18 protein-coding genes and 2 pseudogenes are annotated in these 24492 nt (G+C 45.4%); 12 read left to right on the forward strand and 8 right to left on the reverse strand.

All coding sequences use genetic code 11. The features are described from left to right. Nucleotides 1-205 precede the first annotated feature (205 nt). Nucleotides 206-1858: an ABC transporter substrate-binding protein gene (locus TZ48_RS12790; protein ID WP_239670837.1), complete on the forward strand. Its 1653-nt coding sequence runs from the start codon at nucleotides 206-208 to the stop codon at nucleotides 1856-1858. A gap of 13 nt (nucleotides 1859-1871) precedes the next feature. Beyond that, on the forward strand, nucleotides 1872-2009 hold the full coding sequence (locus tag TZ48_RS25090; RefSeq protein ID WP_239670838.1) for a hypothetical protein: 138 nt from the start codon (nucleotides 1872-1874) through the stop codon (nucleotides 2007-2009). An 11-nt stretch (nucleotides 2010-2020) separates the two neighbouring features. On the opposite strand, the gene TZ48_RS12795 is transcribed toward TZ48_RS25090, so the two are convergent. Further along, on the reverse strand, nucleotides 2021-2470 hold the full coding sequence (locus tag TZ48_RS12795; RefSeq protein WP_112479436.1) for a hypothetical protein: 450 nt from the start codon (nucleotides 2468-2470) through the stop codon (nucleotides 2021-2023). A 184-nt stretch (nucleotides 2471-2654) separates the two neighbouring features. Beyond that, nucleotides 2655-3161: an EamA family transporter gene (locus tag TZ48_RS12800; protein ID WP_112479437.1), complete on the reverse strand. Its 507-nt coding sequence runs from the start codon at nucleotides 3159-3161 to the stop codon at nucleotides 2655-2657. 536 nt (nucleotides 3162-3697) lie between these two features. Between TZ48_RS12800 and TZ48_RS12805 the strand changes: the two genes are divergently transcribed. Then, on the forward strand, nucleotides 3698-4180 hold the full coding sequence (locus TZ48_RS12805; protein ID WP_112479438.1) for a GNAT family N-acetyltransferase: 483 nt from the start codon (nucleotides 3698-3700) through the stop codon (nucleotides 4178-4180). 29 nt (nucleotides 4181-4209) lie between these two features. On the opposite strand, the gene TZ48_RS12810 is transcribed toward TZ48_RS12805, so the two are convergent. From TZ48_RS12810 to TZ48_RS12830, 4 genes are all read right to left on the reverse strand, one after another. Continuing rightward, nucleotides 4210-4686, reverse strand: a complete 477-nt coding sequence (locus TZ48_RS12810; protein ID WP_112479439.1) for an SRPBCC domain-containing protein — start codon at nucleotides 4684-4686, stop codon at nucleotides 4210-4212. Between the two features lie 386 nt (nucleotides 4687-5072). Further along, nucleotides 5073-5615 carry a hypothetical protein gene (locus tag TZ48_RS12815; protein WP_112479440.1) on the reverse strand — a complete coding sequence of 181 codons (543 nt, stop codon included), beginning with the start codon at nucleotides 5613-5615 and terminating at the stop codon, nucleotides 5073-5075. 423 nt (nucleotides 5616-6038) lie between these two features. Continuing rightward, nucleotides 6039-6704 (reverse strand): hypothetical protein, encoded by a 666-nt coding sequence (locus TZ48_RS12825; RefSeq protein WP_162674571.1) that lies wholly within the window; start codon nucleotides 6702-6704, stop codon nucleotides 6039-6041. After that, complete coding sequence (locus TZ48_RS12830; RefSeq protein WP_112479443.1) at nucleotides 6671-9094, reverse strand: PAAR domain-containing protein; 2424 nt, start codon at nucleotides 9092-9094, stop codon at nucleotides 6671-6673. The genes TZ48_RS12825 and TZ48_RS12830 overlap by 34 nt, the downstream gene beginning before the upstream one ends. Nucleotides 9095-9356: 262 nt before the next feature. Between TZ48_RS12830 and TZ48_RS12835 the strand changes: the two genes are divergently transcribed. Further along, on the forward strand, nucleotides 9357-10433 hold the full coding sequence (locus TZ48_RS12835) for an MBL fold metallo-hydrolase (protein WP_112479444.1): 1077 nt from the start codon (nucleotides 9357-9359) through the stop codon (nucleotides 10431-10433). Nucleotides 10434-10479: 46 nt separating this feature from the next. Here TZ48_RS12835 and TZ48_RS12840 read toward each other — a convergent pair whose 3' ends face one another. Continuing rightward, a complete protein-coding gene (locus TZ48_RS12840) occupies nucleotides 10480-11925 on the reverse strand; it encodes a sucrose-specific PTS transporter subunit IIBC (protein WP_112479445.1) in 1446 nt (481 codons plus the stop codon). 312 nt (nucleotides 11926-12237) lie between these two features. On the opposite strand from TZ48_RS12840, the gene TZ48_RS12845 reads away from it, so the two are divergent. Further along, nucleotides 12238-13227 (forward strand): LacI family DNA-binding transcriptional regulator, encoded by a 990-nt coding sequence (locus tag TZ48_RS12845; RefSeq protein ID WP_112479446.1) that lies wholly within the window; start codon nucleotides 12238-12240, stop codon nucleotides 13225-13227. A gap of 192 nt (nucleotides 13228-13419) precedes the next feature. After that, nucleotides 13420-15057: a glycoside hydrolase family 32 protein gene (locus TZ48_RS12850; RefSeq protein WP_112479447.1), complete on the forward strand. Its 1638-nt coding sequence runs from the start codon at nucleotides 13420-13422 to the stop codon at nucleotides 15055-15057. 66 nt (nucleotides 15058-15123) lie between these two features. Here the strand turns inward: TZ48_RS12850 and TZ48_RS12855 are convergent, their stop codons facing one another. After that, nucleotides 15124-15774 carry an HAD family hydrolase gene (locus TZ48_RS12855; RefSeq protein WP_112479448.1) on the reverse strand — a complete coding sequence of 217 codons (651 nt, stop codon included), beginning with the start codon at nucleotides 15772-15774 and terminating at the stop codon, nucleotides 15124-15126. A gap of 467 nt (nucleotides 15775-16241) precedes the next feature. Between TZ48_RS12855 and TZ48_RS12860 the strand changes: the two genes are divergently transcribed. The 6 genes and pseudogenes from TZ48_RS12860 to TZ48_RS12885 all read left to right on the forward strand — a co-directional run bounded on the left by TZ48_RS12860 (nucleotide 16242) and on the right by TZ48_RS12885 (nucleotide 24379). Beyond that, nucleotides 16242-18134 (forward strand): PTS mannitol transporter subunit IICBA, encoded by a 1893-nt coding sequence (locus TZ48_RS12860; RefSeq protein ID WP_112479449.1) that lies wholly within the window; start codon nucleotides 16242-16244, stop codon nucleotides 18132-18134. 131 nt (nucleotides 18135-18265) lie between these two features. Continuing rightward, a pseudogene (locus TZ48_RS12865) lies at nucleotides 18266-19413 on the forward strand (mannitol-1-phosphate 5-dehydrogenase). A gap of 50 nt (nucleotides 19414-19463) precedes the next feature. Further along, nucleotides 19464-19997, forward strand: coding sequence for an MltR family transcriptional regulator (locus tag TZ48_RS12870; protein WP_112479534.1), 534 nt, complete (start codon nucleotides 19464-19466; stop codon nucleotides 19995-19997). Between the two features lie 228 nt (nucleotides 19998-20225). Continuing rightward, nucleotides 20226-20993, forward strand: coding sequence for a DeoR/GlpR family DNA-binding transcription regulator (locus tag TZ48_RS12875; RefSeq protein ID WP_112479450.1), 768 nt, complete (start codon nucleotides 20226-20228; stop codon nucleotides 20991-20993). Nucleotides 20994-21065: 72 nt separating this feature from the next. After that, nucleotides 21066-22897, forward strand: a pseudogene (gene glmS / locus TZ48_RS12880) (glutamine--fructose-6-phosphate transaminase (isomerizing)). Nucleotides 22898-23335: 438 nt separating this feature from the next. Beyond that, the gene (locus tag TZ48_RS12885; protein ID WP_112479451.1) at nucleotides 23336-24379 is read left to right on the forward strand and encodes an alpha/beta hydrolase; all 1044 of its coding nucleotides are present in this window, start codon (nucleotides 23336-23338) and stop codon (nucleotides 24377-24379) included. Nucleotides 24380-24492: the final 113 nt, after the last annotated feature.

The raw sequence follows: 24492 nt of genomic DNA on the forward strand, positions 1-24492 counted from the left end.
GGTCGATATCGCAATATTGTCTATTTGAAGCTAAAATGAGGAACTTGGCATTTCTTTTGGAGTACCCATTATTGGAACCTATTAATCTGTACCGCTATTATCAGCGCCTGTTAGATTTGGAGCTGGGCCAAGAGCATGCGGTGACTCTAGGCAAGTGTCGGAAACGCTATTCGCCAGTCCTCGTCACACAAGATCCATTCTTAAAATGATGACTGAAAAGCGCTGGATATCCTGGATCCCGAGAGTAGGGCGCAATCAGCGCTCCACTCTAATTCGTACGATGAGCGATGACGAGGTAAAACGAGATGTAGCATCGGGCTGGGTTAAGTCGAGTCAGTACGATAAAGCGTTAGAGTTTCTGCATCATGACCAAGTCGCTTTTGGTCAATTGCTGCAACAAAACGCCGGTGCGCGGGTTTCTGAGGGCAAAGTAAGAGTACAGTTGACTTACAACCGTCCCTTTACTGTGTTGTCGCCGAGTCGGCCACAGCGCAACAGTGAGCGATTTTTAATTCGTCAGGTGCACGCTGGGTTAGTGACATTAAATGAGCAAGGAGACGTTGTCGCGGATATTGCTCATCATTGGGAGGCAGAACAAGACTTCCACGTTTGGCGATTCTACCTCCGTCCATCGGTTTACTTCCACAATGGCAACCGCGTGGATGCCAAAGCGGTGTCGGAAAGCTTGGCCTATGCTCAATCGTTACCTTACTTTCGACATGAGTTAGACCATGTGGCGAGTATCAAAGCGGTGGGAGAAAATACTCTTGAGGTAACGCTGACGCGCCAAGACAAAGGGTTCGCTGCATTGCTGACGGATCTTAAATACTCCATTGAACCGAGAGAGTCATTTAGCTTGGCATCGAGTTCTACAACCAAACTTGTGATTGGGTGCGGCGTATTTTCGCTGGCGGTACATACACTGGAGAAGATGGAGCTTAGTGCCAATGACCGCTACCATGGCTTGCGAGCGTTAACCGATCAGGTATCAATTTGGTCGCTTAAGAAGGATCTGTTTTCGAAACAATCCACCAGTTGCAACCATACCGTTACTGACAGCGTAGGTCATGAAGCGACCCCAGTGATTTCACATCCAGAGCTCGACTACTTAGCGGACGAAGGAAAAAGTGCGGGGAGTACAGATTCGAAAGCTCGTATCGAACACGGATGTATGTTCATGATTTTTAATCAGCGGAACACCAACCTGAATCATGACCAACGCCGCTGGTTAAGTCAGGCGCTGAGTGGAGAACAAATCTGGAAGCAATTGCAACGGGACGACCAAAAGTTTGGCGCCCAAAATGCGACCAACTTTTTCCCTTTTTGGCAGCCGATTAAACGTCTTAGCTCGAATGCGGTCATGTTACCCGATACGCTGAGTATTGCTTTCTATCATCACCCGGGGATCACTCGTGGTGCTAAAGCGATGAAACGCCTTCTACAACAGCAAGGGGTAGAGGTCACTCTGAATGACTATAGCTTTGACGAGTTTATTGATAAGTCGTTCAACCAAGGGTTTGAAGAGGAGTTAGTACTTAGCAGTCTTAACCTTGATGACAACTATCAGGTTTCCGCACTCTTGTTCTTTTTGAGTGACCCTGTTCTTCATACAACGATTGGTGACGATCTAAGTGCTTGGCTTATTCAAGAGATCAACCAGATCCGTGCCAATTGTGAGCCCAAAGATTATCTTACTGAGCTGGAGCCGTTTGGTTCCATGTTGATCCATGAAGGGGTGATAAGCCCAATGTTCCACCATAGGCAGACATTGAGCTTTGAAGGCGTGATAAAAGGCGTTGAGATCACCTCATGGGGTGGCCTCAACTACGCGATGTTTGGTCTGCAGGTTGAATGTTAAGAGATTCAGTTTCATGCAGATGCTGTGTGATGATCTTTTGGTTTTCGGTGGTCGTCTCAAGCGATTCGGCGGTTTTGTGAATCGCCGACGCCATTTTGGAAACGTTGCGTGTCGCGTGCAAGATGGTGCCTTGCATTGGGCGCAGCAATAACCAGTATGCCGCTACCAATGCCAAGACAATGGACAGTACCAACAGTGCCAACAGCAGCAGTACGTTAAAACGAACATCATAAGCAAACTTTTTTGTGCTGTTGGCAATCGAGTTCTGAGATTGCTCAAGTGCCCTGGCAGTGCTGCTAGAGACGACTTAGACATCTCGGTAAGCTCATTAATGTTATCCATGGTATCCACTAGCACTTGGCGCTGCTCTTCGTTCAGGCTTTCATTTTGTGACAGAAGGGTTAGTGACGTTGCTAGGTTATCAATCGCAACACTAGAGCGGTTGATTGACTGCTCGATGCCGTCGAGGTCAAGCATCATATTTATATTTACCAAGGGCTGCTCTGTTTCATCATCGGCGGGCTGAGCAGTCGCGACCGTGTCATCGCTGGCAGCGAATGTGGTTGTGATTGGAAGTAAGGTGGCAAGGGTGAGTAAAAATAGAGTTCTCATTGGCATCTCAATAGGCAGTTCGGACTAAGGTATCTTGGCTATAAGTTAGTGTAGATTGCGCTCAGATACCAATTAAGGTTTTGTATCTTATCTAGATTTCTATTTGGTATTCATTGTTGTTTAGCATTTATAGTTGTTTAGTGTTTATAGCTGCCCAGTATTTGTCGTTGATTAGTATTAATGGCTATTTCATGGCTCCCACAGCGGAACGAGACTTAGCCCATGTCGTTAGGGCTATACCTGACAAAATCAATGCAGTCGCCAGCAACGACAGGTAAGACGGCACTTCTGCAAGCAAACCCCACCCGAGAAACATTGCAATGGCAGGTACGCTCAGTTGCATCAATGACGCTTGCAATATGTCGATACTTGGCAGTAGGCGGTACCAAAGATAATAGCCGAGCCCAGAAGCGATGACGCCAGAAAGTAGGGCATATAGGATGCCGGACGCAGTGAATGTACTTGGTAAAGCGAACAGCACTTGGCTTAGAATCGCAAAAGCAAAAACCATCACACTGGCGACGATGAAACCTTGCTTCGTTGCTAATATCGGTGAACTCACTCGCTTTCCTAGTAGCGTAAAACCACTCCAACAGAGCCCAGAGGCCACCATTAGACTTGCTCCCAACCAGGATGGCTGAGCAGCCCCTGGTAGCAACAATAAGATAAAGCCGCCAACAGCGACGAACATACCGAGTATTTCGAGTAAGGTAAGGGTATGCCCGGTAAGGCGATGGTGGATAACAAGCGCAAACTGTACGGTGCCGAATAAAATCAGCTCCAGTGCCAGTATCTAATGTAATGTACGCCAGAGAAAACAGTAGCGCATAACCAAATAAAGTCGCACCGAGTGCGATGGATTGTTTTAATGGAATGGATGTATTGGGCGTTTTAGCTTTGGTTTGCTGCCTACGCCCAATCAAGGTACTGAGAACAATAAGTGTCGCGGCTCCGCTGATAAGACGAATTGAGGTAAAACTCACCGGATCGATAGCGCTACTGCCAAGCGCTAGGCGACACAGTAGCGAGTTGAATGCAAACGCCGTCATGGCGGCAAAGGAGAGAGTCACGGTGCTGTTCATGGTTAAAAATTCATGGTCAAAGCCTATTAAAATCAGTAGACAATCCTAACTCGATACCAACATTAGCTAAACAGAGAATAGTTCATAAGATATATTACTCGGATGAGTGTCTTCGCTCCCCCTCTCAATCACAATGGAAATTGCAATGGATGTACAAGTAGTAAAAGTAGCCGCAGAACATGATGACGCGCTATGTGACGTAATCAAAACGGTTGGTGCAGAATATGGAGCGATTGGCGATGGTTTTGGTCCATCTGATCCTGAAGTGTTGGCGATGAGTGAGCACTACCATGAAGAAGCGGGAAGCCTCTATTTGGTTGCGTTAGTGGATGGCGAAGTGGTCGGTGGCGGTGGTATCGCTCCGTTTGGTAAGCACGCTGGGGTGTGTGAGTTGAAGAAGCTATTTTTGCTGCCGAAAAGTCGCGGACTTGGATTGGGTAAAAAGCTCATCGAGCAATGTTTGGCATTTGCCAAACAGCAGGGCTATCAAAGCTGCTACCTTGACACGCTGAGCTCAATGGCCGCCGCTATCAAGCTTTATGAGCTTGCTGGCTTTGAGCATCTTTCAAAACCTTATCCGGGTACATTACACAATGGTTGCGATGTGTGGATGCTGAAAACGCTGTAATAACTCAAACCAGCGCTTCCTATATTCAGTTAACTTTTCTTTTGAGCCGCCAGTGTTTCTAACCAATGCTGGTGGTAAGCATCGAGCTGCTTCTTAACAAACAAACCCGTAAGCCAACGAAGCCCACCGCGCTGCGTTGACTCAGTGACAATATGGCATCCCTGGGTGCAGGGAGAGATCAGCCAAGCGTGGTACATGTCGACCCCACCTGTTTTCCCTCGCCACGCAATGCGCTCAAATGGCTCGTACTCAACGACCGTGCATTCAAACCGCATGGTCTTAGTCACCCAGTTAAACACCGTCCCTTTATGCAGCTCGTTGGTATCTCCTTTGACAATCTGCACTTGTGTCTTACGGTGCTGCCAGTTCGGCCAACACGGCGCGCGAACAATCCAAGACCATACCTGCTCACAGTCGGTAGGCACAATCTTCTCATTTCTTACATGCACCGGCGCATTTTTGGGGTGGAAGTACTCCGGCCATTGTATTTGCTTTAACTCTTTCATAATCATCTCGCATGGTGTTGCGGGATGTTTTAACTATATACGCGCTTTGCGAAGTAAGCTTAGTTTCTGTTTCGCTATCCATGCTAACGCTGAGTCACGAGGTCATGGATAGCGAAAGTTGAGAGTTATCACTTTGACTTTTGGCCGTGATGATTGCTACGCATTGCTAGGAGGGTGTTTTGGTTTTGTGCAGCAAGTTCTTTTGTTTAGCTCTTCTATTTCACTTCGGCTGATGAACCAAGTGACATCTTTGAAACTATGAACCTCCTTGGCAGTGATAATATTACAATTGATCTTTAGATAAGTGATGAGTTGGTATAGTTTTTTGGGTTCGATAAATAGTTCTTGAGGGCAGCGGTAGGCTGAATGTACTTGCCAATCTCTCTCTAAGGGATAATTGGGTGGGTGGAAATTCGCCACTCCTGTCGATACAGGCGAAAGTCTATATATTGATGTAGTGGGAAAGAGAACTGTCTGGGAGTTTTGTGCAATTTACTGTATCTAGGAGCTAACAGTGAAAATGCAGCCCCACCTATAAATGCCATGGGACCAACTGTAAAGAGCGCTACAATACATATTACGATACCTGCACGAGCCAAGATGCGAGTTGTAGTATAAATTCCATTTGGAATGTTTTCGTTTACGGTGGCATTTATACCGTGACTAGTTATATTAAAATCATACGTCTTAGGTTGATTTATTACGTGATGTAAAAAGTATACTAGAAGCGCTCCCCAGCTAGAGAAAGCTATACCGTAGAAAATAGCGTAATCATGGTCTTCTAATGCAATGAAAATACCTATAATTATAAATACTATGAGAAAAGCTAATTCTCCTATTAATTCCAGCCTTCTTCTTGGCGGAGTTGTTGTCCATGCATATAATTGTGGTGAGTCTATCTTCGGATTAGTATGTTCATCAAGGATCATTTTAGTTTTCTCTATCCACTATTAATATGTCGTCATTAGATAATGTCGGTTTATCTTTAATTATCATGGAAACACCTCTGTTATTATTTATAGTTACAGTGTAATAAATGTCTTCTCTACCCTCTAAACCTAATTGAAAAGAAACTTTGTTCAATTTCGAATATACCTTAAGGTAATGAGTTTGTTTGTGATTCATACTCTTTTCTGGGTAGATTTCAGCTGAATGGGAATTTACTCCTTTAACATGTTTGGACAGAGAAATTATATGGTTTTGACCGGTGGTTAGTACTTGAACTAAGTAATACTCAGGCTTTATTGGTACCTCTCCAAGGTGGCTACTATCTTCAATGTAGGTTTTATAAACTATGTCCTGTATTGAAACATGAGGCTGGAGAGCTATGGACTCATACTCTTTTATTTCACTTATATAGCTCTTTTGTAATGGCTGCTGCCCCAATATCCATTAAATATCCATTTCTCGATAGGTGTTTTTGTTAGCCAGTAAATTAATACAAATATGACCAGTATAACAAGAGAACTCCAGAATATTATGGTGCTTACAAATCCTGCATGTAAAAGTGATATAGGAGTTCCCAAGACCGTGAGGCGGTATAAAATCCAGCTGTAGGAAAAACTTTGAGAGGCAAATGCAGCCCCTCGAATTAACAGCAGGGTTTGCATTAGTAAAGAATTAGATGGATCAAATGACGCGCTAAAGTCTCGATAAGCATCCATGCCACTAGCTAAGGATCCAGTTACAGTTCCGAGTATGCATCCACTTATTAGACGTTTGGTTACCAAGCTGTTTGATGTGTTATGTGAGTCTCTTATTGCAGAAGACAAGTTCGAAAGTAACAATGTCCTCCCCTCTCCTTGAGTTAACACATATTTAGCAGCGCTCTCCGCAGTAGCCCCAATAGCTGAGAGTGTCCATAAAAAGCTCACTCCTAAATCTTCCCACGCCTTTCTATATTCTTTTGATTCTTCTGGCAGTGATCGCAACGTATCTAACGCTACCTGTAAATTAAATAGATTGAGCAATGCAATTCCGGCGTTCAAGCCGCCAACAGATTTAGCGGAGTGAACCAAGTTCTCCTTGGCGTTATTGTAGGTAGCTTGCACATACTGCTCGACTTGCTACTCACCTCAGTCCTAAACTGAGTACTTCGGTCGTTGTTGACTATGGTGATGAAGTCAGTGCTTTGTAGTGTCTTCGCAAATCGCTTTTGTAGATTTAGCAGTTCGAGGGCACGTTGATGATAGCGTTTTCGGCTCATGATTTTTTCATCGTATAGGCGTTTTTTGTGCTCGATGATATCGCGCAGTTGTTGGCGCGCTGTTTGTGAGGCTTGAATATAGTCGCGGTTGATTTTAAGAGTAAAGCGATTAACGGTCGCTCCCCAAAGAGACATTAGTAACAGTCGTTTAGGCTGAGAACCAGTACTTGATGTCATTGGGAAAAGGGTGAGTAAAATCCGGTCAAAAGCACCTGACGTCGAATCGACAACGGAGGAGGTGATTGCCTGCATAACTTTTTTAGAATGCTCATCGAGAATACTAAACCAGTGCTGCTCTCTGACGTCAGGCTGTTCGACCCAAGTGCTGAAGTTGTTGGTAACGCCAAGAAGATCCGAGAAGCGAGACATACCAGCGAAATCAGCATCGTGGTTAAAATCTCGTGCTATGGCTTGAGCGAGTGCTTTACTGCCTCCATAAGGAGCGTAGGCAAGTATCGTGCGTTCACTCAATAAACGATTGACTGCCGATTGGCTCTTTTCTCGATGCTCTGAGCCTGTTTTTAACGTTGTGACCACAAGATCCATAAGGTCGAGATACTGGTCGACACCTTGTTTAGTTTCGTTGTCGAGCCCCAAAGAAATAGGATCGTCGTCGAGATCTCGAATGAGTGCGCATAGGAGATCAATACTGAGTCCCAATTGCGCATCCACTCGATCGAGTTGCTGATCTAACTGGGTAGAAAAAGCATCGAGCCTTGACCAGTCAACGTATTTGTTGAGTGATTTCTTTTGAGCCCATTGCTCGTGGATATCACCGCTTGGTCGATAACCCCAATTGCTTAAAAGTTTCTCTCGCGCTTTTTCTGAATGTTGATTGCCGTGTCTCATGGTGTTGGCGAGGTGAGTGTTTTTGACCTGCTTAGCCATGGTTTCCACATCGAGTGCTACGAGATACTCATGCAGATCTTGTTCAAACAGGACATAGTTCTCTTGGGTCACCTTTGATGGCCAGTGTTTTTCGTCTATCTGGACCCGAGCAAGGTTGCGCACGATTCCAGCCATCAATAGCTTGTGTTGTGTCTCTTCATCTCCTTCAGTGATCATCAAATAATCTCGAACATGGTGAAGAATAGGGTAGGCCAGGTCTTGAAGATCAGAATAAGGGTCATCAAGTGCAACGACTAGCTTGTCTGGGGTTGTTGCATTGGCTAACCACTGTGCTGAGTCGAAGGCGGGTTTTACATGATTCAGTGGGTGCTCAGATTGTCCCGATGAGGAAGACGAGCTGTGAGCGAATTGATGTTCTACATGATTATCCGCGAGTGAATCTAAACCTTCTTCGTTGCTGGTGTGCTTTTGAGGGGCTTGCTGACAGCGGATCTGACGCATAAAACGAGTTCTAAGATGAGCCTGTTCTCTGAGCGTGTTTTTGATTCGCGGTGTCCATTGAAACAGGGAAAACGCGAGACTTAGTGCCTTGCCTTCAGGATATTGAATACCACCGTTACTTATGACAGCGCCTTTTATCTGATGTTCTTTGAGTTCTTTAGTGGTTTCGTCAAACACATAGACCCAGCCATCTCGGAGTTGACGGGTAACTTTAGGCAACACTTTATTAAGCTTATCTTGCGCATATGGCGCAGGGGGTGGATTGGCGAGAAACTCGGTGTCGTACGCATAACGGATCGGGATAATTGAAATAGGCAGAGCGACCTCTTCAGGCTCGTTCTGCGAGTTAGTTGCAGTGTTTATTTGATCCTGTGCGCTATTAGATTGCGGTGCGCTGCTTTCAGCCTTAGAAGCATTGCCACTGTTTTGCGATGAACCGCTTTGTGATGAACTGTTTTGAGATGAAAAGTTTGATGACGACTCGGATTTAGACTCGCTCTGTTTAGATTCAGATGCCTTAGCTTTACTACCAGAACGTGATGAAGCTGCAGGTGATTTGCCGGCATTGCCGATGAAGACATTTCCGCTGCCCGCGACAATCTGCCCACCATGCGCGGTTCCATCTCCCATACGTGCTGCAGGTTTACCATCGATAAATACGGAAGACGAGCCTTCTTTAATCGTGTCTGGTGGACCAACGCAAATCAGCTTATCGCCTTTACGGGCGGCAGGCATACCATTGATGGTGATACTGGATGAGCCAGCCGCAACGGGACCTCCGATGTGGGAGACTTTAGCTGTGGTTTCTGGACACTGGTGATGGTCACCGATTCGCGCGGCGGGCTTTCCCATTTCGAACTCTAAAATAGACTAAATATCGAGCGATGCTAGCACGGTGTCGGTAGTCCTATAAGTTAAGTTGCATAAAGTGCGAAGTGCCTCTTAGGGACTAGTACTTTTGATTCATTTGCTGCAAAGGTTGAACCCAAGCTTGTGGCATTAAATGTGTCAGTTTCTTCATGTTATCGACATATAGCTTTCGTCAAACTGGCATTGAAGTGTCACTTAAACCCGCAACACTGGAGGAGGACAATGACTCAATAGGAAGCTCACTATGCCAGCGTCGCTATCCAGGAATGTTAAAACTCGACTGTTGCCACTTTTCTCGGACACCAAGCTCAATAACACTAAGATTAATAACACTGCGCCTCAACGCTTTACCAACTCCGAAACCCTTTATAATCCGACGTTTAAAGATACGATTACCACGCTACGTTCCTATCTAAATCTCGATAAAATCCTCAATTTTCAAACTCCCACAATTCCTGTCGAAACGATGTGTCCTGACTCAGTCAACGTTGAGACTCGCGATTGTGTTTATCGATTAGGGCACTCTTCGGTACTTATGAAAGTCGACAAGGTGACTATCTTAACTGACCCAGTATTGAGCAACCGAGCTTCTCCGTTAGAGTGGGCTGGCCCCAAGCGCTATCACGACTTACCGATTTCGCTGAATGAGTTGCCATTCGTCGATGTATGTTTGATAAGCCATGACCACTACGACCACCTAGATAAGCAAACCATCAAACAGCTTCACGATAATGTAGGGGTGTTCTTGGTGCCGAAATGTGTAGCGAGTCATTTGTTAGAGTGGGGCGTGCCAGATAACAAGATTTTTGAGTTTGATTGGTGGCAGTCGATGAACATAAGTGGTGTTCGATTTGCATTTGCGCCAACTCAGCATTTTTCTGGGCGTTCGTTTAAACAGCGCGACAGTTCGTTGTGGGGAAGCTGGGCGATTCTAGGGCAAAAATCTAACATCTATTTCAGTGGTGACTCGGGGTATTTCGGCGGGTTTAAACAGATCGGTGAGCGTTACGGTCCTTTTGACCTGACGCTAATGGAAACCGGAGCCTACGATGAGAATTGGGCTGACATCCATATGTTTCCAGAGCAAAGCGTTCAGGCGCACTTGGATGTACGGGGTCGAGTGATGCTGCCAATCCATAACACGACGTTTGACCTGTCTTATCATGTTTGGAATGAACCACTGCTTAGAGCAGAGCAAGAAGCTAGGCGCTTAGGAGTCGATTTCTTATGTCCAAAGATTGGCGAAAAGGTGTTACTTAGTGAACTTAAGGTGAATGGTCAAGAACGCTGGTGGGATGAAAATGAAAAGGCTCACAAATAGTGAGCCTTTGGATTAGTAGGGGGTATATCAGGGCAAAAAGGGATGATTAAGCAGAAGCTTCGGCTTGGTTACCAGCGGCTTGCTTGTTACGCATACCAAGAACAATCGTTAGACCAAACGCGACAGCGAATGAAATAGCCATACCTGCGATGTAGTAGCCGATGTTCTCTGGACGAATCGAGATGATACCTGGCAGACCAGCAGCGCCAAGTGCTTGAGCTTTCACGTTGAACATAGTGATGAAAGCACTTGAGATGGCCGCACCGATGATTGCTGCAATGAACGGGTAGCGCAGTTTTAGGTTCACACCAAACATCGCTGGCTCTGTGATACCTAGTAGGGCAGTCACGCCAGAAGGCATCGCAATCCCTTTAAGCTTGACATCCTTGGTGGTGAAGCCAACTGCGAGCGCTGCCGCACCTTGTGCAACGTTTGACATTGCAGCAATAGGGAAGATGAACGTACCACCTGTGATCGCGATGTCCGCCAGAAGCTGGGTTTCGATTGCAATAAAGCTGTGGTGCATACCAGTAATAACAAACGGTGCGTAGATAAAGCCAAATAGTGCGCCACCAACAAAACCAGCTGAGTCGTATAGCCAGTTCAGGCCATCACCAAGCAGGAAGCCAATATCACGAGTGAATGGACCGACAACCGTAAAGGTTAGGAAACCTGTGATAAAGATGGCTAGCATTGGTGTTAGCAAGTTATCCAAAACAGATGGGATAAACTTGCGCAGGCCATTTTCTACTTTAGCAAGAATAAACGCGGAGACGAGTACAGGTAACACAGAGCCTTGGTAACCAACTTTTTGGATCTCAAAGCCCAAGATGTTCCACGTTGGGATCGTACCTGATACGGCTGCGCCGCCAAAACCCCAGCCGTTAAGAAGATCTGGGTGAACCATCAGCATACCAAGGGCTGCGCCAAGGAACGGGTTACCGCCAAATTTCTTTGAAGCTGAGAATGCGAGCAAAACAGGTAAGTAAACAAATGGCGCGTTTGCAAAGGTGTTAATCATACTTGCCAGGTCAGCAAGACCTGGATTAGCTTCAATGATTGATTGACCTTCAATGAACAAGCCTTGTGCAGTCAGTAGGTTGAAGATACCCATCAAAAGACCGCCGGCTACGATAGCGGGAATGATAGGTACAAAAATGTCTGACAAGCCTTTAACTGCTTGCTGCAACCAGTTTTGTTTCTGAGCACCCGCTGATGCTACATCCCTAGTCGACATCTCAGACATACCTGTCAGCTTGGCAAGCTCTGCATGAACTTGGTTGACAATGCCAGAGCCAAAAATGATCTGATATTGACCAGCGACTTTAAATTGTCCTTTCACACCTTCTAAATCGTCGATGGCTTTTTCTTGGATCAGCGATTCGTCTTTTACAGCAAGGCGTAAGCGAGTAGCGCAATGTGCCAAGGCAGAGAGGTTGTCCTTTCCCCCAAGCAGCGCGAGTAGTTGTTTGGCTATGACTGGATAATTCATAACGAGCTCCGGTTACATTTTGTACGTTATTATTTAATGCTGTTCTCAATAAAGTGTGTTGAAAATATTTTTTGGGAACGTTTTGCAAGATCGAATCATAAGCATGTGCGAATCAGTGTCAAAAGTTTAAGTACCACAATGTGACTGTGATCATCTCTTGTGACGTAAGGCTCGACAAGAGTGTGCGCTCTGTAAGAGTTTTGGCCGAAATAGAGCAATAAGCAAGTCGTTGATGGGCTGATTGGCTTATCTAGAGGGCAATTTTCATGATATTCTTTGCAATCATTCCCATAAATATCGGACATTTACCCCATGGCAAGCTTACATGATGTCGCTAAATTGGCTGGCGTATCCAAATCCACTGTTTCTCGAGTTGTGAACAACGAATATGGGGTAAAACAAGCGACAAAAGATAAGGTTCAAAAGGCCATTGATGAACTGGGATATCAAACAAACCTAGTGGCGAAAGAGCTTAAGTCACAAAAGACCAACCTCATTGGCGTGATTGTCCCAAGGGTTGCGTCAAGTGCCACCTCGCAAGGGGTGGACGGATTAAGTCGTGTATTTGACAATGCCGGTAAGCAGGTATTGCTTGCCAGTACGCAGCAATCTTTTCAAAAAGAAATAGAGTTCATTCGTCTCTTTAACCAAAAGCGGGTTGAGGGCATCATTTTGTATGCTACTCATTTAGACGAAGAGTTGGTTGAGGTCATTTTGCAATCCGTTGCACCTGTCGTGCTGGTGGGTCAGGATGGCTCACTGTTTAACATTCCAAGTATTGTTCATGATGATTTTAGGGTAGGCTTTGAGGCAGGAAATCGTTTAATATCATCGGGTTGTAGCGATATTGGCTTTATTGGAGTGGACAGTTCAGATATTGCGGTCGATAAGCTTCGTTATCAGGGGCTTGAGCAGGCGCTGCAATTTAAGCGCAAAGGTGAGCCATTGTTTCATAGCCGCGGCGAATTTACGATTGAGTCGGGCTATCAGCAAGCGAAACAGCTATTGGCTGAGCATGCTAATTTGGATGGTTTGTTTTGTGCAACCGACCGAATTGCGATTGGTGCGGTAAAGGCGATTCAAGAAGTCGGTTTGACGGCAGGATCAGATATCAAAGTACTCGGTGTTGGCAATGATGAGCTTGGCTCTGTGTCGTCACCAAGTATTTCTACTTTTAACTATCCTTTTGATAAAGCTGGTGAAAGTGCCGCGAAGCTACTGATGGATTTGCTTAGTGGCGAGCCAGCGAGCATGAGCAAGATTGTCCTTACCTTCCAAACAATTGACCGCGAAACCTGCTAGTTTCGTTTCTTACCAACCGTTTTAATCGCCTCTAAGCTCTGATATTTGCATCAATACTAGGCGGAGGCGAGACGTGTTTCAGGTCACAAAACGAGTCACTCACCTTGAATACGCTTGTATCAGTCCTGTTTTATAACTAGTATTGCAAACGTTCCCAAAAAAGAATTCTCAGTATTAAGGTGATAAGCCAACATGTTCTCAGTTAGCGATCTTGTAACAATGCTCGGTGGTCAAGCCAACATCACGCGTGTGTTATACCCCAACAAACAGTTGGTGATTGAAGTTAATGACCTAGCACTTATTCATGACTCTTTGCCACCCTATAGTTTAGAGGAGGTGCTGGGTAGGCCGCAGCTCACTTTTTCTATGCCTGAACATTTTGATGAGACGAGCTTGCTTGAGCTAGGTGCTGTGATTGCGGAGCAACAAAAGCTTCTTGCGGTCGATGCAAGTCAGCCAGCAGCTTGTGAACATCGCCCTACTTGGCACGTTTCGCCTCCGAGAGGGTTGTTGAATGATCCGAATGGCTTTATTTATCACCAAGGGCAATATCACCTTTTCTACCAGTGGTATCCACATGACTGTGTCCACAAAGACAAATACTGGGCGCACCTGACGAGTCGTGATTTGGTCAATTGGGACTGGCAACCATTGGCACTGACACCGTCGGATTGGTTCGATAGTCACGGGGTATTCTCGGGGCATGCGCTGAGTCAGGGTGAACAGCTGATGCTGTTTTATACAGGTAACACTCGAATTGGTAATCAGCGAGATCGTCATACTACTCAGTGCTTGGCGGTCTCTGATGACGGTATCCATTTCAAAAAACTGGGCCCTGTTATTCCTGAGCTACCTGATGGCGTCACACCACATATTCGCGATCCAAAAATTGTTCGACATGGCGATCATTGGCTGATGTTACTCGGTGCGCAAACCACAGATCTCAAAGGTCGATTGGCTGTGTATCGTTCGCAGGATCTCCATAGCTGGGAGTTTGTGGCCTTGTGTGGCGATGAGATGGGCGACTTTGGTTATATGTGGGAGTGTCCAGATCTGTTTGAACTCGGCGGCGAACATTTTGCTGTTGTTGGGCCGCAGGGCATTGAATCGGAGAGTGCGCTTCATACGATTCCTCATCATAACGGTTTTGCGAAAGCCCAGTTAGATATTGATGGCAAAATTACCTTGTCGGAATTTGGCAATCTCGATAAAGGTTTTGATTTTTACGCACCGCAAACCCTGTTAACCGCAGATGGCCGACGCGTCCTCTCTGGCTGGATGGGTCTTCCAGATGAAATCAACCATCCTTCGACGGACAACGGTTGGTTGCACCAATTAACCGCGCTACGTGAACTGAGCAATAAAGATGGACGCTTGATCCAAATGCCAATTGCGGAGATCGAGAGCTTGTATCAAGACAAGCAGTGGTTCACCCTCGATAACGAGCGCTATCAGCAACTCAACAACAAAGCGTTTGATATGAGTGTTGAGTTAGACTGGGGAAGTGAGCTGAGATTGCATGCTAAAGATGATCAGTATGTGTCGATTCGATTGGATGAAGCAACTCATACACTGCTTCTTGATAGAACACATACTTTGATTCGCGAAGGGGATACTCAGCGTGAAGTGGCTTTAACCAGTGACAAAGTGGCATTGCGTATTTTATCCGATGAGTCTTCGCTTGAGATCTTTGTGAATGGTGGTGAGCAAGTTCTGACGAGCAGAGTGTTTACCGATAAAGATGCAACAACCATTGAGCTAATAAATGGCTTGGCAGACTTTGAGATTTTCCCACTTAATGCGGCAAGTGCTCCTTTCATCGTTAGCTAGTTAGTGTCGCAATATATAAAAAGCCCTGAGCTGTCTTGACAGATCAGGGCTTTGTTATTTATGGGGTCACTGCTGTGATTTCAGTAGTTCTGTCACTTGGTTTAGGGACTCAAAGATATAGTCGGCACTTTCGGCAACATCTTGGTGTGGCGGGACAATATCGGGAATCATTGCCGCATGACAACCTGCGGCTTTCCCTGAACGCATACCGTTATTTGAGTCTTCAAGTACTAAGCAATCTTGTGCTTCAAGTCCGAGCTTTCCATACGCCATGATGTAGCAATCGGGTTGAGGCTTTCCATTGTCTACATCTTCTGCAGTGATAATAAGGTCAAACTGGCTAAGGTAGTCAGTATCACCAAAGTTCAGCTTGGTTTCTGGTAAGTGTGATGAGGTAACGAGAGCGATCTTGAGCTGTTGTGCCTTGGCTTCTGTAAATAAGTCATGAAACCCTTCTTTAAACGCAATACCTGTTTGGCGCGCTTCATGGTAATGGGCGTCTCGAATTGCTTTATAGTTGGTGAGGTTAAATCCCGAATCAAAGTGCTCTACAAGCATTCTTTCACAGTCAGGGTCTTGAACACCAATAAAGCCCTGATAGAACTCATCCGTTAACTCGTAACCCATCTTTGTCGCTGCATATTGCCAGCTCGCTTTATATACCGTCTCGGTATCAAAGATAAGTCCGTCCATATCGAACAGTAGTGCCTTGAACATTGTGATGTCCTCTTTATTTTCACGTTTTTTTAATCGCTCTACTTTGTCAGAAGTCTTGTGAAATTAAAACTTCAAAGATGTAATTTAATTACATTCCAATACTATTATGGTTAGTTGTTGTTCGGTTTGTAGTCTGAAATAGCTCCGTTGAATAGGTGTATGTGGAGTGATTTATCCATAACGTGACCATGATCACTAACTATTTAGGGGTGTCTTTGAAGTAAAGTGTGATATTAATCAATGTTAGATGAGAGCTATTCTCATTTAAATTGCCGTGTAATTTATCAACGCTCAATTTATGTGATCTAAATCACCACTAAAAATGGTCGGTAGGCTCTTGTGCGTGACCGTGGTCACAAAAAGTGACGCTATGCTGACTTTTTGAAATCCTGTGTTACTTTTTAATGGACTTTTGAATAAACATTTTTGGTCCATTGGACACATATTCTAATAACGAGGATGACCTTATGCTATCTCCTGAAGCAAAAATCAAAGTACAAAACTTTGGTCGTTTCCTCTCCAACATGGTGATGCCAAATATTGGTGCATTTATCGCTTGGGGTTTGATTACGGCACTATTTATTCCTACTGGTTGGATTCCAAATGAAACTCTAGCCGCAATGGTGGGTCCTATGATCACCTACCTTCTACCGCTACTTATCGGTTACACCGGTGGTAAAATGGTAGCAGGCGATCGCGGTGCTGTCGTTGGTGCAATCACCACAATGGGTGTGATTGTCGGTACAGACATCCCGATGTTCATGGGTGCAATGATTGTTGGTCCTCTTGGTGGTCTAGCGATCAAGAAGTTTGACCAAGCGGTTGAAGGTAAAGTGAAGAGCGGCTTCGAGATGTTGGTGAACAACTTCTCTGCCGGTATCGTAGGTATGCTTTGTGCCATCCTTGCTTTCCTTGTGATTGGTCCTGCTGTAAAAGTGCTATCAACTGCGCTAGCAGCTGGTGTTGGCATGATGGTTAACGCAGGTCTTCTGCCTCTAACCTCTATCTTTGTTGAACCTGCGAAAATCCTATTCCTAAATAACGCAATCAACCACGGTATCTTCTCGCCACTAGGCATTCAACAAGCAGAAGAGATGGGTAAATCTATCTTCTTCTTGATTGAAGCAAACCCAGGTCCTGGTCTAGGTCTACTACTTGCTTACATGTTCTTCGGTCGTGGCAACGCTAAGCAATCAGCACCGGGTGCAGCGATTATCCACTTCTTTGGTGGTATCCACGAAATTTACTTCCCATACGTATTGATGAACCCACGTCTAATCATTGCGGTTATCGCTGGTGGTATGACTGGTGTGTTCACACTAACCATGTTTGATGCAGGTCTAGTATCTCCAGCATCACCTGGTTCAATCTTTGCGGTACTACTGATGACACCTAAATCTTCTTTCATCGGTGTGATTCTATCAGTGATTGCTTCAGCAACGGTTACCTTCTTCGTAGCTTCGCTACTAATGAAAACATCTAAGCAAGATGATGAAGAAGAGTCACTAGAGAAAGCAGCAAGCCAAATGGCAGACATGAAGGCAGCTTCTAAAGGTCAAGGCGGTGAACTAGACCTAGCAAAAGTACGCAAAATTATCGTTGCTTGTGACGCAGGTATGGGTTCAAGTGCAATGGGTGCAAGCATGCTTCGTAAAAAAGTAGAAGCGGCAGGCCTTGGCATTGAAGTGACTAACCTAGCGATTAACAACCTACCTGCTGGCGCTGACATTGTCATCACTCACAAAGACTTGACTGACCGTGCTCGTACTCACGCAGCAGATGCACACCACATTTCACTAGGCAACTTCCTAGACGGTGCCTTGTACGATGGTCTAGTAGCAGATTTAGTTAATGCACAACAAGCGGGTGCAGAGCCAAAAAAGCCTGAAGCACCAGCAGACACTAGCTCAAGCAATGAAGAAGGAACGCTTAAGCTATCAAATGAAAATATCTTCTTGGGCATGGAAGTGAAGACCAAAGAAGAAGTTATCAAGTTTGCTGGTGAGCAACTCGTAAAACTTGGTTATGTAGAACCGCAATATGTTGAAGGCATGTTGGCTCGTGAAGAGTTGGTTTCTACTTACCTAGGTGAGTCGATTGCAGTACCTCACGGCACTATTGAAGCAAAACAATTCGTTAAAAAGACAGGCATTGTGTTCTGTCAGTTCCCTGAAGGTGTTCAGTGGGGCGAAGACGAAGATGATGTCGCTAAGATGGTGATTGGTATCGCGGCGCAAGGTGATGAACATATTCAAGTTATCACGGCGATTACGAATTCACTTGATGACGACGAAGCTGTCGAATGTTTGAAGTCTACCACTGATGCTGAAGATGTCCTTCGCATCCTAAGTGGTAAGTAGCAGAAATGGTGATGATCACCTTGGCTTTGAGTCATAGCTCCTAAGTGAAACGAGACCAACAGCCCCCTTGTTGGTCTCATTTTTGATTTTTTCTTTTTCTTTTTTTAATGAGTTATTTAGGAAGACGTCTTATGAAAGCATTACATTTTGGCGCAGGTAATATCGGTCGTGGCTTTATCGGAAAACTACTTGCAGATGCAGGCATTCACGTAACATTTGCTGATGTCAACGAAACCGTAGTTAACGCTCTGATTGAACGTCAGTCCTACCCGGTAAAAATTGTTGGTGAAGATGTAGTAGTCGAAGAAGTGACAAACGTCACTGCAGTTAACTCGACCAGCAGCGACATTATCGACCTTATCGCTAACGTAGAGTTGGTTACGACAGCAGTCGGTCCGACAGTATTGAAGATCATCTCTAAGTCTGTCGCACAAGGTATTGAAAAGCGCGCAGCGAATGGCAATACAGCGCCCCTTAACATCATGCATGCGAGAACATGGTACGCGGCACTAGCCAGCTAAAAGCGATGATTTTTGAGCACCTTTCAGACGATGTTCAAGCGTTTGCTGAGGCAAACATTGGCTTCGTTGATTCTGCAGTAGACCGTATCGTACCGCCGGCAGAAGAAGGTGAAACGGATCCACTAGCGGTAACGGTTGAAACGTTTAGCGAGTGGATCGTCGATCAAACTCAGTTTGTAGGTGACATCCCGGCAATTAAAGGCATGGAATGCACTGATAACCTAATGGCATTCGTTGAGCGTAAACTTTTCACGCTTAACACAGGGCACCTGATCACAGCTTACCTTGGTGTACTAGCGGGTCACGAAACCATTAAAGATTCTATTGAAGATGAAGCAATCCGTGCAGATGTCACTGCAGCAATGCAAGAGAGTGGTGAAGTATTGATCCGTCGCTACGGTTTTGATGCGGATGCACACGCTAAATACATTCAAAAGATTCTAGGTCGTTTTGCAAACCCATACCTACGCGATGAAGTTGACCGTGTTGGTCGTCAGCCTATTCGTAAGCTAAGTCCACAAGATCGCTTGATTAAGCCTCTTAACGGTACGCTAGAATATGGATTGCCGAATGGTCATCTACTTAAAGGTATCGCTGCAGCATTCCTTTACAAAAACGACGATGACCCACAAGCGGTTGAGCTTCAAGCTATGTTTGCAGAACAAGGATTCGAAAAAACATTGGCTCACTATTCAGAGCTGAATGTTGACTCAGAAATTGTTACACTAGCGCACGAAGCGTATTTAGCGCTCAAATGATTCAAGCTGTTGGTGCCACGCAAGTGGCACCCTTTGTTTTAAGAGATGTTATGCCACTGCACCCGCCCAATGAAACTGAACTATTAGAAGCTCTGTCCGAAGCTAAGGACGCGAGTGAGTGTCTTATGGCCGCTTATGATGCTATAGACGACACTCTGGATACTCTTATCAATAGTATTTTTCATAAAGACGACTATGCAGTGAAGTATGTTGTCGATCCCCTTCTCACCAGTGATGGTCCTTTAGGTGACATTCTAGTTCGCGCTAAACTGCTCCTCGGTCTTGGCGTCATATCTAAAGAAGTGTTCGATGACATCGATATTTTTGTCACCTTGAGAGAGTGGACAAAGCACCAAGAAAACAAGGTCAGCTTTACTGAAGTCGACGTTTTATTCGAGCTGAATAAAATCAGTGCCATTCAAAAGATGATGCCGATCGAATACGACGACAGTATGACCGCTGGCCTTGACGAAGTGATGCTGGAGATGTTTTTAGAGCGTCACTACCAACGAGTGAAATCTACCATCATCCTTGCTATCACCGAAATGGTGAGCACACTTTGCCGAGACAACCCACTTGTCTGATTGATAATCGCCCCAATGCTTAATCCGCTTGGGGCTTTTTGTAACTCCTTTCTTATCCTTCGCGTCAATTTTCATCTTTTCTTATCTTTAAGTTTTGAAACGAAACTTTTTTGTTCAAATAAACACCAGTCAAACCGTGTCTTAGAAATAATACAGTCAATTCCTTGCGGTATAACTTACGTTGTGAAATAATTTTCGCATTAGTTAAGTTTTGAAGCGAAAGTTAAAGTGAGAAAACGTAATACTCAGGTTAGACGTCATTCTATTGCCCAGCTTGTACAAGAGCGTGGTGAAGTCAGTGTTGAAGAGCTATCGGCACTCTTCGATACCTCTGAGGTGACAATTCGAAAAGACCTTACTTCGCTTGAGAAAAACGGTCAGCTGCTACGTCGCTATGGCGGTGCGGTTTCGCTTCCACAAGAGGCGGTGGACGAAATACTGAATGAGTCAGTCGCTACCTCTGAAACGAAAGATAAGATCGCCGAAGCCGCTGTCGCTTTAATTAACGATCACTACCGTATTGTGATCGACTGCGGTAGCACAACCGGCGCTTTGGTTTCTCGCTTGGGGAATAAAAAAGGATTGGTTGTGATGACCAACTCTCTTTCTCTTGCTAATGCGATCAACGAGCTGGAAAACGAACCTACTCTGCTGATGACCGGTGGTACTTGGGATGCCCATTCCGAGTCTTTCCAAGGCAAGGTTGCCGAATCCGTTCTGCGTTCTTACGATTTTGACCAGTTGTTTATCGGTGCAGATGGCGTCGACTTAGCTCGCGGTACAACGACGTTTAACGAGTTAATTGGCCTAAGTAATGTGATGGCCGAAGTCGCTCGCGAAGTGATCGTCATGATTGAATCCGAGAAAATTGGCCGAAAAATTCCTAATCTAGAATTAGCGTGGGATGCCATTGATGTGCTGGTGACCGATCAAGGCTTAACAAAAGAGCAAAAAGCTCAAATTGAATCTAATGGCGTAAAGGTGATTTGCGCTTAAACGAATTCTCCCTCTTTTATTGACTTGCTTGCGTTCATAGAGGGAAACAGAAACTAATAATGGAGAATTGATATGTGTGGAATCGTAGGTGCGGTAGCACAACGAGACGTAGCAGAAATTTTGGTAGAGGGTCTACGCCGTCTGGAGTACCGTGGATATGATTCAGCGGGTGTAGCCGTTGTTGATGCAAATCTGGAGCTTAAGCGCGTTCGCGTCTAGGTAAGGTACAAGAGCTTGCTGATGCAGTTGATGCACAAGATGTGACTGGCGGTACAGGTATCGCACACACTCGCTGGGCAACGCACGGTGAACCTTCTGAAGCCAATGCTCACCCACACGTATCTGGCGATATCGCTGTTGTCCACAATGGCATCATCGAGAACCACGAAGAACTGCGTGCTTTGCTTCAAGAGCGCGGTTACGTGTTCCAATCTCAAACGGATACTGAAGTTATCGCCCACCTTGTCGAATGGGAACGTCGCACATCAGAAACTCTGGTTGAAGCGCTGCAAAAAACAGCAGCCCAGCTAGACGGTGCTTACGGTACAGTAGTTGTTGACCGTAAAGACCCAAGCCGCATCGTTGCTGCTCGTTCTGGTAGCCCAATCGTTATCGGTTTTGGTGTTGGTGAAAACTTCCTAGCTTCTGACCAACTTGCGCTTCTTAGCGTGACTCGTCGCTTCATGTACCTAGAAGAAGGGGATGTGGCAGAGATCACTCGCCGCGAAGTTAAGGTGCTTGATGTTCAAGGCAATCCAGTCGAACGTGAAATCACCGAATCGAACGCAGAACATGATGCAGGTGACAAGGGTCAATACCGTCACTTCATGCAAAAAGAGATCTTCGAGCAGCCGCGCGCACTAATCAACACAATGGAAGGTCGTATCACGGATAAAGCGGTAGTGACTGAAGCGATCGGTGTGAACGCGGTTGATATCCTTAAGAAGGTTGAACACGTACAAATCATCGCATGTGGTACGTCATATAACTCTGGCATGGCGGCTCGCTACTGGTTTGAATCTATCGCTGGCGTAAGCTGTGACGTAGAAATCGCGTCTGAGTTCCGTTACCGTGACTTCGTTGTGCGTCCAAACAGCCTACTTGTGACCCTTTCACAGTCTGGCGAAACAGCCGATACGCTAGCAGCCCTTCGTCTTGCGAAAGAGAAAGGCTACATGTCTGCAATGACCATCTGTAACGTAGCGGGTTCATCTCTGGTTCGCGAATCTGACTTTGCATTCATGACTCGCGCAGGTACTGAAATCGGTGTTGCTTCAACCAAAGCCTTCACTACTCAGCTAGCAGCGATGCTGATGATGGTTGTGTCTATCGCTCGCCTTCAAGGCCGTATGACATCAGAGCGCGAAGCAGAAATCGTGAAGTCATTGCACGAACTGCCTGCAAACATCGAGAAAGCACTGGCGTTCGACAAAGAAATCGAAGCTCTGGCAACAGATTTCGCCGACAAGCACCACACACTATTCTTAGGTCGTGGCGAGTACTACCCAATCGCGATGGAAGCGTCTCTAAAACTCAAAGAGATCTCTTACATCCACGCTGAAGCATACGCAGCAGGTGAACTTAAGCACGGTCCTCTAGCGCTTATCGATGCGGACATGCCGGTCGTTGTTGTAGCCCCAACCAACGATCTGCTAGAAAAGCTTAAGTCAAACATCGAAGAAGTACGTGCACGTGGTGGTCTACTGTATGTATTTGCAGATGAGAAAGCAGGTTTCGAAGGCGACGAAAACATGAAGATCATCCAAATGCCTCATGTCGACGACATCATCGCGCCAATCTACTACACAGTGCCAATGCAACTGCTGTCTTACCACGTAGCGCTTATCAAAGGCACTGACGTTGACCAACCACGTAACCTAGCGAAAGCGGTAACGGTTGAGTAATGGCTCTTAATGTCGGAAGGCGGACATTAAAGATTAGAACTCGATAATAGAGTTTTGGGGTGTCTTACTAAAGTGGCAGCGTTCTCACCGAGGCGCTGCCATTTTTATATTTAAAAATTCCTGATCAAATTTATAGTAAACGCTCATTTAGGCGTAGTGTGGTTTGGCTAGCTACTTAGCCTGATAACAAAAAAGAAAAAGAAGATTAAGTAACTTATAAATATTATGCAGGCAGGTAAATACTTCATTATCACTCCTCATGTTTGTAAGTTAATTATGAATAGACTGCGGAGTATTGAATAGGAATTAGAGAAATTCATTCTTGAAGGAGATGTGAACAAATTTGAATTACAGTAATTCATAGTCTGTTTGATTTTTAGAGCGAATAATAGCCGCACAATAACCAATGTTGGTTTGCATGTTCAATCTGGAGTCACGATGAAAAAGAAATTATTGCGCACACTTATCCCTACTTTGTTTTTGAGCTTATCCACTAGCTCAGTCCTTGCCTCTATCACTATGAATGAGCGAACAATACCGACCCCTGTGGGAGTTTCGTCAGAGTTTGCTCAAATTTTAGAGAACAGAACGGTTCCAGCCCCATTGCCAGTGCCGACTAACACAGAAGAATGGTTAACGCTGCAGACCCAGTTTGATGCGCCAGGAATCGAAGTTACCCATAAAGCACTAGAGCGTTCGGGTGTGACTTATGAAACAAAACAAATCGCCGGTGTTGATATATTCTTGGTGACTCCAAAGAATGTCGCACCAGAGTACAAAGATAAATGGTTAGTTCACATTCATGGTGGGGCATTCGTTTTCGGTGGTGGCGAGGCTGCGCTGCGTGAGGCGATATGGGTTGCTAATGGGCTTGGAGCACAGGTGATTTCTATTGATTACCGTCAACCACCTTTACACCCATTCCCTGCCGCAGTGGATGATGCAGTCGCCGTTTGGAAAGAGTTGATTAAGACTCAGTCGCCAGAGTTAACGGCAATGTTTGGGACATCGGCTGGCGGTAATTTGACCCTCGCCACTACCCTTAAACTTCAAGAATTAGGGCTTCCAACACCAGGTGCTTTGTTTGCAGGAACGCCTGCTGTGGATTTGAAAGAAACATCGGATTCTTGGCTAACGCTTCAAGGGCTTGATCCTCTTGGTCAGCGAGCTGGGATGATTGATGGAACATTTGAACTTTATGCTGGCGGGGAGCCTCTAGATAACCCAATTATTTCGCCGATTTATGCCGAGATCAAAGAGTTTCCACCAACGATATTCATCTCGGGTACTCGTGACCTTTTGCTCAGCGACACGGTTCGAATGCATCGCCTTTTACGCAGCGCAAATGTAGAAACTGATCTTCATATCTATGATGGGCAATCTCATGGTGATTATATGAATAGCCTCTTATTTGATATGCCAGAGTCAGATGACGCACTTAATGAACTCAGGAAATTTTTTAATCAGCACATCAACTATTAGGGGCTGTTGATCTTTCGCTGACAATTATTCACAGGGATGTGGCTTCTCATTTTAGGAGGCTGTGATGACCAATATTTTCGCTTCTGTTTTCAGATGCATCGTTACGTTATTGC

Origin of the sequence: Vibrio variabilis, assembly GCF_003263785.1 — a bacterium.
GTDB classification, from domain to species: domain Bacteria; phylum Pseudomonadota; class Gammaproteobacteria; order Enterobacterales; family Vibrionaceae; genus Vibrio; species Vibrio variabilis.

Coding starts and splice junctions, on each gene's coding strand:
- TZ48_RS12790 (WP_239670837.1), top strand. CDS start 206: ATGATGACTGAAAAGCGCTGGATATCCTGGATCCCGAGAGTAGGGCGC.
- TZ48_RS25090 (WP_239670838.1), top strand. CDS start 1,872: ATGCAGATGCTGTGTGATGATCTTTTGGTTTTCGGTGGTCGTCTCAAG.
- TZ48_RS12795 (WP_112479436.1), bottom strand. CDS start 2,470: ATGAGAACTCTATTTTTACTCACCCTTGCCACCTTACTTCCAATCACA.
- TZ48_RS12800 (WP_112479437.1), bottom strand. CDS start 3,161: ATGTTCGTCGCTGTTGGCGGCTTTATCTTATTGTTGCTACCAGGGGCT.
- TZ48_RS12805 (WP_112479438.1), top strand. CDS start 3,698: ATGGATGTACAAGTAGTAAAAGTAGCCGCAGAACATGATGACGCGCTA.
- TZ48_RS12810 (WP_112479439.1), bottom strand. CDS start 4,686: ATGAAAGAGTTAAAGCAAATACAATGGCCGGAGTACTTCCACCCCAAA.
- TZ48_RS12815 (WP_112479440.1), bottom strand. CDS start 5,615: ATGATCCTTGATGAACATACTAATCCGAAGATAGACTCACCACAATTA.
- TZ48_RS12830 (WP_112479443.1), bottom strand. CDS start 9,094: ATGGGAAAGCCCGCCGCGCGAATCGGTGACCATCACCAGTGTCCAGAA.
- TZ48_RS12835 (WP_112479444.1), top strand. CDS start 9,357: ATGCCAGCGTCGCTATCCAGGAATGTTAAAACTCGACTGTTGCCACTT.
- TZ48_RS12840 (WP_112479445.1), bottom strand. CDS start 11,925: ATGAATTATCCAGTCATAGCCAAACAACTACTCGCGCTGCTTGGGGGA.
- TZ48_RS12845 (WP_112479446.1), top strand. CDS start 12,238: ATGGCAAGCTTACATGATGTCGCTAAATTGGCTGGCGTATCCAAATCC.
- TZ48_RS12850 (WP_112479447.1), top strand. CDS start 13,420: ATGTTCTCAGTTAGCGATCTTGTAACAATGCTCGGTGGTCAAGCCAAC.
- TZ48_RS12855 (WP_112479448.1), bottom strand. CDS start 15,774: ATGTTCAAGGCACTACTGTTCGATATGGACGGACTTATCTTTGATACC.
- TZ48_RS12860 (WP_112479449.1), top strand. CDS start 16,242: ATGCTATCTCCTGAAGCAAAAATCAAAGTACAAAACTTTGGTCGTTTC.
- TZ48_RS12870 (WP_112479534.1), top strand. CDS start 19,464: ATGCCACTGCACCCGCCCAATGAAACTGAACTATTAGAAGCTCTGTCC.
- TZ48_RS12885 (WP_112479451.1), top strand. CDS start 23,336: ATGAAAAAGAAATTATTGCGCACACTTATCCCTACTTTGTTTTTGAGC.